Source organism: Sphingomonas sp. Leaf37 (assembly GCF_920939475.1).
In the GTDB taxonomy this organism is placed as follows: Bacteria; Pseudomonadota; Alphaproteobacteria; order Sphingomonadales; family Sphingomonadaceae; genus Sphingomonas.
The window spans coordinates 830,659-843,161 of record NZ_CAKLAX010000001.1 but is presented as its reverse complement, the minus strand read 5'-3'; the positions used below and the strand labels follow the sequence as shown (position 1 = coordinate 843,161).

The 12,503-nt window shown below is 66.1% G+C and carries 9 protein-coding genes; 3 read left to right on the top strand and 6 right to left on the bottom strand.

Features of this window, described 5'->3' with window-relative positions:
* The first annotated feature begins 46 nt into the window (after nt 1-46).
* Together LRA87_RS03930 and LRA87_RS03925 are read left to right on the top strand one after the other, a co-directional pair.
* Nucleotides 47-910: a UDP-2,3-diacylglucosamine diphosphatase gene (locus LRA87_RS03930; RefSeq protein WP_230629447.1), complete on the top strand. Its 864-nt coding sequence runs from the start codon at nt 47-49 to the stop codon at nt 908-910.
* Nucleotides 910-1,965 (top strand): glycosyltransferase family 4 protein, encoded by a 1,056-nt coding sequence (locus tag LRA87_RS03925; protein WP_230629446.1) that lies wholly within the window; start codon nt 910-912, stop codon nt 1,963-1,965. Before LRA87_RS03930 ends, LRA87_RS03925 begins: the two co-directional genes overlap by 1 nt.
* On the opposite strand, the gene LRA87_RS03920 is transcribed toward LRA87_RS03925, so the two are convergent.
* Genes LRA87_RS03920 through LRA87_RS03910 form a run of 3 tightly spaced genes read right to left on the bottom strand, consistent with a single transcriptional unit; the run spans nt 1,942 to nt 7,859 of the window.
* Nucleotides 1,942-3,450 (bottom strand): efflux transporter outer membrane subunit, encoded by a 1,509-nt coding sequence (locus LRA87_RS03920; RefSeq protein ID WP_230629800.1) that lies wholly within the window; start codon nt 3,448-3,450, stop codon nt 1,942-1,944. The genes LRA87_RS03925 and LRA87_RS03920 overlap by 24 nt on opposite strands.
* Nucleotides 3,451-3,455: 5 nt before the next feature.
* Nucleotides 3,456-6,659: an efflux RND transporter permease subunit gene (locus LRA87_RS03915; RefSeq protein WP_230629445.1), complete on the bottom strand. Its 3,204-nt coding sequence runs from the start codon at nt 6,657-6,659 to the stop codon at nt 3,456-3,458.
* Between the two features lie 6 nt (nt 6,660-6,665).
* A complete protein-coding gene (locus LRA87_RS03910; protein ID WP_230629444.1) occupies nt 6,666-7,859 on the bottom strand; it encodes an efflux RND transporter periplasmic adaptor subunit in 1,194 nt (397 codons plus the stop codon).
* A gap of 147 nt (nt 7,860-8,006) precedes the next feature.
* On the opposite strand from LRA87_RS03910, the gene LRA87_RS03905 reads away from it, so the two are divergent.
* Nucleotides 8,007-8,597, top strand: a complete 591-nt coding sequence (locus tag LRA87_RS03905; protein WP_230629443.1) for a TetR/AcrR family transcriptional regulator — start codon at nt 8,007-8,009, stop codon at nt 8,595-8,597.
* 100 nt (nt 8,598-8,697) lie between these two features.
* Here the strand turns inward: LRA87_RS03905 and LRA87_RS03900 are convergent, their stop codons facing one another.
* From LRA87_RS03900 to LRA87_RS03890, 3 genes are all read right to left on the bottom strand, one after another.
* Complete coding sequence (locus LRA87_RS03900) at nt 8,698-10,032, bottom strand: sigma-54-dependent transcriptional regulator (RefSeq protein WP_230629442.1); 1,335 nt, start codon at nt 10,030-10,032, stop codon at nt 8,698-8,700.
* Nucleotides 10,029-11,801 carry a sensor histidine kinase gene (locus LRA87_RS03895; RefSeq protein WP_230629441.1) on the bottom strand — a complete coding sequence of 591 codons (1,773 nt, stop codon included), beginning with the start codon at nt 11,799-11,801 and terminating at the stop codon, nt 10,029-10,031. Before LRA87_RS03895 ends, LRA87_RS03900 begins: the two co-directional genes overlap by 4 nt.
* Before the next feature lie 61 nt (nt 11,802-11,862).
* Nucleotides 11,863-12,474, bottom strand: coding sequence for a TetR/AcrR family transcriptional regulator (locus LRA87_RS03890; protein WP_230629440.1), 612 nt, complete (start codon nt 12,472-12,474; stop codon nt 11,863-11,865).
* Between the last annotated feature and the right edge of the window lie 29 nt (nt 12,475-12,503).

The following is a 12,503-nucleotide window of genomic DNA, read 5'->3' as shown; positions in this document are numbered from 1 at the left end:
ACGGGCATAGCCTTCGTCAGGAACAGCGCGTTCCGGGGGGCCATGCATGACCACCGACGATCAGATCACCGCCGACATCATTGCGTTCACGCCGCAGCGTCCGACGCTGCCGGAGCGCACCGGCGTCACTCGCCGCCGCTTCCGCACGATCTGGATCAGCGACGTCCATCTCGGCACACGCGGCTGCAATGCCGGAATGCTGATCGACTTCCTCGACCACGTCGACAGCGAGCAGCTTTATCTCGTCGGCGACATGATCGACGGCTGGCGGCTCAAGAAGCGCTTCTACTGGCCGGCCGCGCACAATGACGTCGTCTGGCGCCTGATGAAACGCGCCAAGCGTGGCACCCGCGTCACCTACATCCCCGGCAACCACGACGAGGTCTTCCGTCAGTTCGCCGGTCTCGACTTCGGCGGCGTCAGGATCCGGCGCAAGGCGATCCATACCACCGCCGACGGCCGTCGTCTGCTCGTCCTGCACGGTGACGAATTCGATGCGATCACCCTCGCGCACCGCTGGGTCGCACTGGTCGGCGACAGTGCCTACACCGCGCTGATGGTCGTCAATCAATGGGTCAATTTCACCCGGCGGCGACTGGGCCTTCCCTATTGGTCGCTGTCGAAGCACGCCAAGGCCAAGGTCAAGAACGCCGTCGCCTTCATCTCGCAATTCGAGGAGGTCGTTGCGCACGCCGCCGGATCCCGCGGCGTCGACGGGGTCGTTTGCGGCCACATCCACACCGCCGAAATCCGCCAGATCGGCGATGTCGCTTACTATAACGATGGCGACTGGGTGGAAGGCTGCACCGCATTGGTCGAACATTTCGACGGACGCATGGAATTGCTGCACTGGGCGGACGAAATCGCCAGACGCGACGCGGGCGACCGCGCCGGAACGCTGGCCGCCTGATGCGTATCGCCCTCGTCACCGACGCCTGGACCCCGCAGGTCAACGGCGTCGTGCGCACGCTGACCGCGGTCACCAAGGAACTGGAGGCGCAGGGGCATGCCGTGCTGACGATCTCGCCCGATCGCTTCGTCAACCTGCCCTGCCCCAGCTATCCCGAAATCCGGCTGGCGCTGGCACGGGGCAGCACGATCGGTCGCCTCATCCGCGCCTTCGACGCCGATGCGATCCACATCGCCACCGAAGGCCCGCTCGGTCTGGCCGCCCGGCGTTGGTGCGTCGCCAGGGGGCTGCGCTTCACGACCGCCTATCACACCCAGTTTCCCGATTATGTCGCGACGCGCACCGGCGCGAATCCCGAATGGATCTGGCGTTATATCAGGTGGTTCCACGCCCCCGCCGACGCGATCCTGACCTCGACGCCATCGGTCGATGCCATATTGCGTGCGCACGGCCTTTCGTCGCTGCGACGCTGGGGCCGTGGCGTCGACCTTTCGACCTTCTCCGCCGACGGCGCGCACGATCCCGCGATCGAAGCGCTTGCTGGCCCGATCCTGCTCTACGTCGGGCGCGTCGCGGTGGAGAAGAACGTCGAGACGTTCCTAGAAACGCCCGTCACCGGCACGAAGGTCGTCGTCGGCGACGGCCCCGCACGCGCAATGCTGGCCACCCGCTATCCCCACGTGCGGTTCCTCGGCGCCAAATTCGGCGCCGATCTGGCGGCAGCCTATCGCAGCGCCGACGTGCTGGTCTTTCCCAGTCTCACCGACACCTTTGGTCTGGTGATGATCGAAGCGCTGGCATGCGGCACGCCTGTTGCCGCCTTTCCCGCTCCGGGGCCGCTCGACATCCTCGACGAGAGCATCGGCGCGATCCACGCCGATCTGGCAACGGCGATACATCGAGCCAACACCCGCGATCGTGCCCGATGCACCGCCTATGCCAGCCGCTTCACCTGGGCGAACAGCGCGGCGCAGTTCCTCGACAACCTGGCGCCGATCCGGGCGCCGGCCGTCAACGCGGCCCGAGCGGGATTACTCCAGCCCGCCACCCAGTGACCGATACAGTTCGACCAGATTGCTCCCCCGCGAAAGTCGCGTCGTCACCAGCTGCTGCTGCGCCGTGTAGAGGTTGCGTTGCGAGTCGAGTGTGGTGAGGAAGGAATCCACCCCCGCCCGGTATCGTGCATCGGAAATCCGAAACGCGACGTCGGCCGCATTCGCCCGGGCCGTCTGTGCGGCGATCTGCTCGTCGATCGTGCCGCGCTGCGCCAGCGCATCCGCAACCTCGCGGAACGCGGTTTGCACCGTCTTCTCATAGGTCGCGACCGCGGACTGCTGTTGCGCCCGTGCGACGTCCACGTTGCCGCGCAGGCGTCCGCCATCGAACAGCGGCAGCGAAACCGAAGGCGCTCCGGTGTAGGTGAAGCTGCCGCCCGAGAACAACCCGCTCAACGCCGTGCTGATCGTACCCAACGTCGCTGTCAGCGAGATGCGCGGAAACAGGGCTGCGCGCGCCGCACCGATATTGGCGTTCTGTGCGATCAGCTGATGCTCGGCCTGCAACACGTCCGGCCGCCGCAGCAGCACGTCGGATGCGACGCCTGCCGGCAGCACCTGCAACGCGGCATCGCCATTACCCAGCCCCTGCGGCAGCAGTTCGGGGCCGACGGACGTGCCGACCAGCAGGTCGAGTGCATTCTTGTCCCGCGCAACCCGCGTCTTCAACACCGCGATATCGTTGCGCGCCGTCTGGTAGGTCGTCTCAGCCTGCCGCGCTTCCAGTTCAGACGCTACGCCGATGCGGAACTGCGCCCGCGTCAGCTCCAGCGACTGTTCGAACGACTTCAGCGAATCCTGCGAAATACGCAGCTGATCCTGATCCGACGCCAGCGTCAGCCAGGCCGTCGCAATCTCCGCGATCAGGCTGATCCGCGTTGATCGTTGCGCCTCTTCCGTCGCGAAATACTGCTCCAGAGCCGCGCGGTTCAGGTTGCGCACCCGCCCGAACAGGTCGAGCTCGAACGCCGAAAAGCCGGCATTGACGGAATAGAATTCCAGGTTCGACGATGCCCCGCCTACGCCGGTTCCAACGCCGGCGCCGCCGCCGCCCGCCCCGGCACCTGCTCCAGCACCCGCACCACCCCCGGATGTACCGCCACCAGCCGCACCGCCCAGCGCACCGGCCGCACCCTGGATGTTATTGGTGTAGGTTCCCGATCCGGACACCGTGGTCGACGGCACCAGATCGGCGCGTGAAACACGATATTGTGCCCGAGCCTGCAATACGTTCGCCGCGGCGACGCGCAGATCGCGGTTGTTCTCGAGCCCCAGCGCGATCGTGTCGCGCAATCGCTCGTCCGTGAAAAACGTCCTCCAGCCGATCTTCGTCACGTCGGGCGCGTCGGTCGCCGCCGCCGGATAGACGCCGCCCTGCGGCAGCGCCGCCGGGACCGCGCCGACCGGGCGTACATACTTCGGCGCCAGGTTGCAGCCGGCGAGCGCCGTGGCCGCGAGCAGGCCGAGGACACATTTACTATTCATCACACTCACGCTCCCTGCGGCGCGGGAACTGGCCCGCGCGCGCCGTCATCAGGCGTATCGTCATCATGCGGTCGGTCCTCGACCACCGGCTTCGCCTCGCCACCGTGCCCGAACAGGCGCAGCACCACGACGAAGAACATTGGCACGAAGAAGATCGCGAGCACCGTCGCCGACAGCATGCCGCCAACCACGGCGCGACCGATCGCATTCTGCCCGCCCGCGCCCGCGCCGGTCGAGATCGCCAACGGCAGCACGCCGAAGATGAAGGCCAGCGACGTCATCAGGATCGGGCGAAGGCGCAGCTTGGCGGCCTCCACTGCCGCGTCGAAGGGCTTCATCCCCTCGTTGATCCGCTCCTCGGCGAATTCGACGATCAGGATCGCGTTCTTCGCCGACACGCCGATCGTGGTGATCAGGCCGACCTGCAGATAGATGTCGTTGTTCAGCCCAGTCAGCCATGCAGCCAAAACCGCACCTAGGACGCCGAGCGGCACGACCAGCAGCACCGAGATCGGCACCGACCAGCTTTCGTACAGCGCGGCGAGGCACAGGAACACGATCAACAGCGACAGGCCGTACAGCGCCGGAGCCTGACCACCCGACAGCCGCTCCTCGAACGAGAGACCGGTCCATTCGAGCGAAGTCCCCGGCGGCAGCTTGGCGTGAATCTCCTGCATCGCCGTCATCGCCGCTCCGGTGCTCAGGCCCGCTCCCGGCGAACCCTGTATCTGCATCGCCGGCTGTCCGTTGTAGCGGGTCAGCTGCACCGGGGCATTGGCCCATTCCAGCGTCGAGAATGCCGTGAACGGTGCCATCTGCCCGTTGCTGCTGCGCACGTACAGGTCGCCGACATCGTCCGGCGCGAGCCGGTAGGGCGCATCCGCCTGGATGTAGACCCGCTTCACCCGCCCGCGATCGATGAAGTCGTTGATGTAGCCCCCGCCCCACGCGGTAGAAATAGTCGTATTGATGTCGGAAAGGTCGAGCCCGAGAGCCCGCGCCTTGTCCTCGTCGATATTGACTTTCAACTGCGGTGCGTCGTCGAGGCTGAGAGGACGGACCTGCGCCAGGCGCGGGTCCTGCGCGGCCATGCCGAGCATCATGTTGCGTGCCTGCACCAACTTTTCGTGACCGATCCCGCCGGTATCGACCAACTGCGCATCGAAGCCCGTGGCATTGCCTAGCTCCTGCACCGCCGGCGGCACCAGCGCGAAGATCATGCCGTCCTTATACTGGCCGAACGTCCCCATCGCACGCCCGACGATCGCCTGCGCCTTGTTCTCGGCACCGCCGCGGTCTTCCCACGGCTTGAGATTGACGAAGACGAGGCCGGCGTTCTGGCCCTGGCCGGCGAAACTGAAACCGTTGATGGTGAACACGCCGGCGACGTTGGCGCTTTCCTGTTTCAGGAAGTGGTCGCGGACGAGATTCAGGCCCTTCTCGGTACGTGCGCTGGTGGCACCGGCCGGCCCCTGGACCAGCGCAAGCACCGTCCCCTGATCCTCGTCAGGCAGGAAGCCCGACGGCAGGCGCGTGAAGAGGAAGACCATGCCGGCGACGATCAGCACGTACACCAGCAGTGACCGCTTCCAGCTGCGGGCGGTGCGTTTCACACCGCCCTCGTACTTGTGCTGCGCCTTATCGAAATTGCGGTTGAACCAGCCGAAGAACCGCGACAGCAGGCCATTGCCCTGCTTCTTGTCAGGATCGTGGGGCTTCAGGATCGTCGCGCACAGCGCCGGCGTCAGGATCAGCGCGACCAGCACCGACAGCACCATTGCAGAGACGATCGTGATCGAGAACTGACGGTAGATCACGCCGGTCGAGCCGCCGAAGAACGCCATCGGCAGGAACACCGCCGACAACACAAGACCGATGCCGATCAGCGCGCCGCTGATCTCGTCCATCGATTTGCGCGACGCTTCCTTCGGGCTGAGATGTTCGGTGACGATCAGACGTTCGACGTTCTCGACCACGACGATCGCGTCATCGACCAGCAGTCCGATCGCGAGCACCATGCCGAACAGCGTCAGCGTGTTGATCGTGAAGCCTGCCATCGCCATCACGCCGAACGTGCCGAGCAGCACCACCGGCACCGCGATCGTCGGAATGATCGTCGCGCGCCAGTTCTGGAGGAACAGGAACATGACAAGAAAGACGAGGATCACCGCCTCGACCAGCGTGTGGATCACCTGTTCCACCGACAGCCGCACGAACGGCGTGGTATCGTAGGGATAGATGACCTTCACGTCGCTCGGCAGCGTCTTGCCGATCGACTGCGCCTGCTGCTTGACCAGTTCGACGGTGTCGAGCGCATTGGCCCCGGCGGCGAGACGGACGCCGAAGCCCGATGCCGGCTTGCCGTTGTACTGGACGTCGAACCCGTAATTCTCGGCGCCGAACTCGACGCGGGCGACATCGTTGAGTCGGACGACTGCGCCACTGGCGGACGTCTTCAGCCGGATGTTGCCGAACTGCTCCGGCGTCTGGAGGCGCGACTGCACAGAAACGGTCGCGTTGAGCATCTGCTCCTTGGGTGCCGGCTGTGCACCGATCTGGCCCGCGGAAATCTGAGCATTCTGCGCCTGCACCGCCGCGGTAACGTCGGCGATGGTGAGGGCAAAGCTGTTCAGCTTGATCGGGTCGATCCAGATCCGCATCGCATATTGCGCGCCGAACACCTGAAGCTCGCCGACGCCGGACACGCGGCTGATCGGGTCCTGGAACTTCGACACGACCATGTCCGACAGATCGGTATTGTCATGCGAACCGTCGGTCGAGACGAGACCTACGACCAACAGGAAGCTGGCAGCGGACTTGGTAACCTGAATACCCTGGCGCTGCACTTCCTGCGGCAGCAGCGGGGTCGCCGCCTGTAACTTGTTCTGCACCTGCACCTGAGCGATGTCGGGATCGGTGCCCTGTTCGAAGGTCAGCGTGATCGTCACCGTACCTGCCGACGAGGACGAGGACGAGAAGTACCGCAGGTTGTCGATTCCCTTCAGCTGCTGCTCGACGATCTGCGTCGTCGTGCGTTCGAGCGTCTCGGCATCGGCACCCGGATAAGTGGCGGTGATCGCCACCGCCGGCGGGGCGATTTCAGGAAACTGGGCGACGGGCAGGCTGCGGATCGCGATCACGCCCGCCAGCATCAGCACCATGGCGATGACCCATGCGAAGATGGGCCGATCGATGAAATAGCGTGACATCTGGGGTTACTTCGCCTGCGCTGCGGGTGCACCGGCGCCGTTGCCCGGCTGGGCTCCGGCGGCGGGCGCGTTGGGGTTCCACGGCTTGCCCTGCACGGCCATGCCGGGGCGCAGCATCATGCCGCCCTCGACGATCACCTTGTCGCCCGCCTTCAGACCGCCGGTGACGAGCCAATTGTCGCCGATCGTCCGTCCGGTCTGGAGCACGCGCGGCTGCACCTTGTTGTCCGCCCCGATGACCATCACGGTCGCATTGCCCTTTTCGTCACGCGTCACCGCGCGCTGCGGTACCAGGATCGCATTCTGATCCGTTCCCTGCGCCAGCGAGGCGCGGACGAACATGCCCGGCAGCAGCAGGCCGTTGGGATTGGGGAACAGCGCACGGATGACCTGCGAGCCGGTCGTCGGATCGACGGTGACGTCGGCGAAGCGCAGCGTCCCCTGCGGACCGTAATCGCTGCCGTCCTCCAGCTTCAGCTTGACCGGCGCATTGCCGTCGCGCGTCAGCTGGCCGTTCATGATCTGCTGGCGCAGCTTGAGCAGATCGGCGCTCGACTGCTGGATATCGACGTAGATCGGGTCGATCCGCTGGATCGTCGCGAGCGCATCGGTCTGCGCGGCGGACACCAGTGCACCGGTGGTGAAGACCGAGCGGCCGATGCGGCCGGTGATCGGCGCGCGGATGGTGGTGCGCGCAAGATCGATCTGCGCGGTACGCAGCGCCGCCTGCTGCGCGGCCACATCCGCCTGCGCCTGTTGCGCCGTCGTCTGTGCGTTTTCGAGATCCTGGCGTGAGATCGCGTTGATCTTCACCAACTCGCCGTAGCGGCGGGCCAGCGCCGCGCTGGAGGCAATGCTGGCACGCGCACGCGCCAGCGCCGCGCGGGCGCTGGCGACCTGCGCCTGATACGGCGACGGGTCGATCCGGTACAAAGGCTGGCCCTTGCGGACGACATCGCCCTCGACGAACAACCGGTCCAGCACGAGACCGTTGACCTGCGGGCGGACTTCGGAGGTTTCGAACGCGGTGGTGCGGCCGGGTAGCTCGTTGGTGAGCGTCACCGCCTGCGGGCGAACAACGACATAACCAACGCTGGGCGGGCCCTGCGGCGCCTGCTGTTGCTGCTCGTTGCCGCCCCCGCACGCCGCCAGAGCCAGTGCCAACGCGAGCACCGCCACTCCGTGTCGCTTATTCGCCATGCCAAAATGTCCGCTGATAAAATTGTGAGTGATCGATCACTCACGCCCTGCTACTACCTCTTGTGAATTGGCGTCAAGGCTCGCCGGGACGAGGATGGAATGATCGGATCGGAAATTTGTTGCGGTGCGTCAAAAAACAAGCTGGAGATGCGTCGCCAGCTCGTCATCGACGCAGCACGTAAGCTATTCATCGCAAACGGATTTCACGCGACCGGGATCGCCCAGATTTCCAAGGAATCGGGTGTCGCGGTTGGCCAGCTGTATCGGGATTTTTCCGCCAAGGAGGATATCGTCGCTGCGATCGTCAATGCCGATTGCCGCACGTTCATGGCCGCTAATTCGCTACGACTCGCGATCCAGCAGGGCGATGACGAGCAGGTTCGCGACTGGCTGCATCAGTTCGTTCAGCCCGACGACGATGATGAGGACGGCGAGCAATTGTTCGCGGAGATCGTGGCCGAAGCCGCGCGTAACACGCGGATCGCCAATATCTTCAATGTCATCCACGAGGATGTCCGTGCGCAGATGCTGAAAGCGGTCGAGATGCTCGCGCCGGGCGACCATCTGGCGGAGCGGCGGGCAACGCTCGCCGATACGATCCTGACGATGAGCCTCGGGTTGATGCACCATCGGCTGGTTCGACCGCACATTCCAACAGATCAGCTGATCACATCGCTGATCGCGATTGTCGACCGGGAGATCGACGTCCTGCGCGCAGAGGCGCGGGTTCCAGCGTAAGAAAGCTCAACCTTCGTCCGATTCCGGATCTCAAGCTCTTTAGCGGAGACGAGAACCGAACGGCTGGATAGCAATGATGAAACCGCACCTATGGCCGCGTCTACGATCGGAACGCGTCGGGATCGATGCCGTAGCGTGTGAGCTTGTAGTATAGCGTCTTGCGCGGGATGCCGAGCACGTCGACCGCCCGCACGACGTTGCCGCCGCAGGCGCGCAGGGCGTCGACGATCGTCGCGGCCTCGAAATCGGCGACGCGGGTCGGCAGGTCGCGGATGCCGGCATCGCCCGCCGCCGCGCCGCCGAAGCTCAGGACGCGATCGAACGCATAGTTGCGCAATTCGCGGACGTTCCCCGGCCAGTGATGCGTCAGGACGTGGCGGCGGTCCGCCTCGTCGATGACGTAATCCGGCTGCGCCAGCTGATCGCGCGCCTGATCGACGAAGGCGACGAACAGGATCATCCGGTCGTGTTCGCGCTCGCGCAACGGCGGAATGTGCAGGCGGGTCGCGGCGAGACGGTGATACAGGTCGCCACGGAACCGGCCGTCCTGCACCGCCTTCGCCAGATCGACGCTGCTGGTCGCGACGACGCGAAGGTTGAGCGCCTCCGCGCGCGCGGCACCGATCGGCTGCACCTCGCGCTCCTCGATCACGCGCAACAGTGCGGCCTGGCTGGCCGGCCCCAGATCGCCGACCTCGTCGAGCAGCAACGTGCCGCCGCTGGACAGCGCGATCGTACCGGTCCGCGCCAGCCGGGTATGCGGCACGCTGTCCGCCGCATGGCCGAACAGCTCTATCCCGGCATTCTCGTCGGTCAATGCCGCGCAATGCGCCGCCATGAACGGGTGCGACCGACGCGGCCCCAGCCGATGCAGCATCAATGCCGCCAGCTCCTTGCCGGTCCCTGTCTCTCCCTCCACCAGAACGTCGACGTCCGCCTGCGCCAGCTGACGGATCGTGGCACGCAATTGCACCAGCGCTGGACTGTCACCGATCAACGGGCTTTCCGCCTCGCCTGCCGCCGCCGCCGCGCGCAGCCGGCGGTTCTCCACCAGCAACCCGCGCCGCTCCAGCGCACGGCTGACCGTCGCGATCAGGTGATCGGTCGCGAACGGCTTGGTCAGGAAATCCCATGCGCCATCGCGCAGCGCCGAGACCGCCATCGGCACGTCGCCATGCCCGGTAATGAGGATCACCGGCAGATCCCGGTCGATGTCCCGGAGGCGGGCGAGCAACTGCAGTCCGTCCATGCGCGGCATCCGGATATCGGACACGACGACGCCGTCGAGATCGGGCGTAATCGCCGCCAGTGCCGCTTCCGCCCCGGCGAAGGCGCGCACGGTCAATCCGGCGAGCTCAAGCGCCTGCGTCGTCGCAAAGCGCAGGGCGTCGTCGTCCTCGACGAAGTAGACGGTCTGATCGGCGCCGGCCGTCATGCGATCGACAACGTCAGTTCGAACACCGCGCCCTGCCCGGCAGTCTCGACGAGCGCGAGCTCGCCACCGAATTCGCGCGCGATGTCGCGGGCGATGGCGAGACCAAGCCCGAGTCCTTCGGGTTTGGCCGATGCGAACGGGGTGAACAGCGTGTCGTCCAGACTGGCATCGACCCCGGGACCGTTATCGGCGATGCGGACCAGCAATCGCTTAGCCCCCTGCCGCTCCGCCGACAGCGTCACCCGCGCGTCGGGCCGGCCTTCCACCGCGTCCAGCGCGTTCTGGATCAGGTTGACGAGGATCTGCTCCAGCCGGATACGGTCGCCGTCGACACACAATGCACGCGTCTCCGCCGCAATGTCGTCCACCACGACTGGCCGGGCGCGATCGCCGATCAGCAGCATCGTGCCATCGATTGCCGAACCGAGGGTCGGCGTCCCGCGCGATGGCGTGCGGCGGCGTGCGAAGGCGCGCAGTTCGCCCGTGATCGTGCCGATGCGTTCGGTCAGGCCGACGATCCGCCCCAGATTTTCCCTCGCCAGATTGGGTGCACCGCGGTCCAGCAACCTCGAGCCGTTCTCGGCGAAAGTGCGGATCGCGGCGAGCGGCTGGTTGATCTCATGCGCTACCCCGGCAGTGATCTGGCCCAGCGATCCCAGCCGGTTCGCCTGCGCCAGTTCCTCGCGCGCGGCACGGAACCGCCGGTCCGCGCCGGCGCGCTCCTCGGATTCGATCACCAGTCGGGCGTTGGCATCGCGCAACTCGGCGGTCCGGCGGATCACCTCTTCCTCCAGTGCTACGCGCGCCCGGCGTTGCAGGCGTCGCCGCTCCGCCGCCCGCAGGCCGATCCCGCCGGACAGGCCGAGGATCAGCAGCAGTGCAAACCCCAGTGACAACGCCTGCGACCGCGCGGCGGCGAGCGGCGGCGCAAGGGGGGACAGATGCATCAGCGTGGCGCCCGCGAGCGGCGCCGTCAGCATCGCGAGCCGGAAGCGTTCGGTTCCCCGCCGGCCCGGTATCACCACGTCGCGCCCGTCGCGCGTAAAGGCGGCGTCGGCAGACAGCATCGCACCGAACTGGCGCGACCGTCGCATCGTCGCGAACGTGCGGGGATCGAGCGGGCGGGTGGGATGGAACCGCCAGCCCGGCACGCTGGTGATCAGCACCAGACCGAACTGGTCGGCGACGATCGTCGCGCCGGGCGATCGCGCCCATTCACGTTCCAGCCGGTCGAACTCGACCTTGACGACGATCACCCCCAGCTTGCGTCCATTGCGGTCGATCCGCCGCGCGAGATACAGGCCGGGCCGGCCGCTAACCGACCCGAGCGCAAACAGCTCCGAACCGCCACGCGCCATCGCCTCGGTGAAATAGCCGCGAAAGGTATAATCCTGTCCGACGAAGCTCGTGGGTTGCTGCCAATTGCTGGCGGCGCGCGCGCGTCCTTTCGCGTCGATGGCATAGAGGGCGGCGGCGTCGGTACGTGCCGCGAGCGATGCCAGCGTGCGGTCGAGCCGGCCCACCGCGGCGGGATCGCTGCCGCCGATGGCAGAAGCGACGTCGGGGTATTCGGCGAGCACCAGCGGGAGCAGCCGGAACTTCTGCAATTCGCTTTCGAGCAGGCCCCGATGGGTGCGCGCCAGGGCCAGCGCATTGCGATCCGCGGCCGCACGTGCCGATGTGTCGACCCAGCGGTTCCCGATCGCCAGCAATGCGGCGATCACCGCCGCCGCGAGCAGGCCCAACCAGATCCGACGTGGCACGTTCATCGACTACCGACCTGCCACAGATGGGTCTGGAAGGTTCAGGAAATCGTCGGCGGCCGTGCGATCAACGGCTCGGCCAGACCGCGAGACTGGTGTCGACCAGCCGCTCGAGTTCGGCACGGGTGGCACCCGATCCGGCCTGCACCGCCATGCCCTGCAACAGGGCGTAGAGATAACTGGTCAGGCCAAGGGCATCGACGTGCGCGGGCAGGTCGCCGTCGCGTTTCGCCTGTTCGAATCGGTCTACCAGTGCCGCCTGCGACGATGCGCGGCGGGCGATCACGTCGGCCTTGATCGATTCGGCTTCCGCACCGCAGGCCATCGCGCTGATCACGCCAAGGCACCCCTTGGGATCGCATTGGCTGGTCTGCATCGCGAGCGCGCCGCGCATGAAATGCTCGGCGACGGCGCGCGCGGTCGGCTGTTCCAGTGCGACGCGGGTATATTCCAGCTTCTCGGCCTCGTAGAGATCGAGTGCCTTGTGGAACAAGGCCTCCTTGTTGCCGAACGCGGCATACAGGCTGGGACGCGTGATCTGCATCGCCTCCGTCAGGTCGGCGAGCGAGGCACCTTCATATCCCTTGCTCCAGAACACGCGCAGCGCCGCCGCCAGCGCGGCATCGGTGCAGAATTCCCGCGGGCGACCCTTGTGGGGCAGAGTTGCAACGCTTTCCATATCGCTCAGTATAGAACTTCGACCGTCGA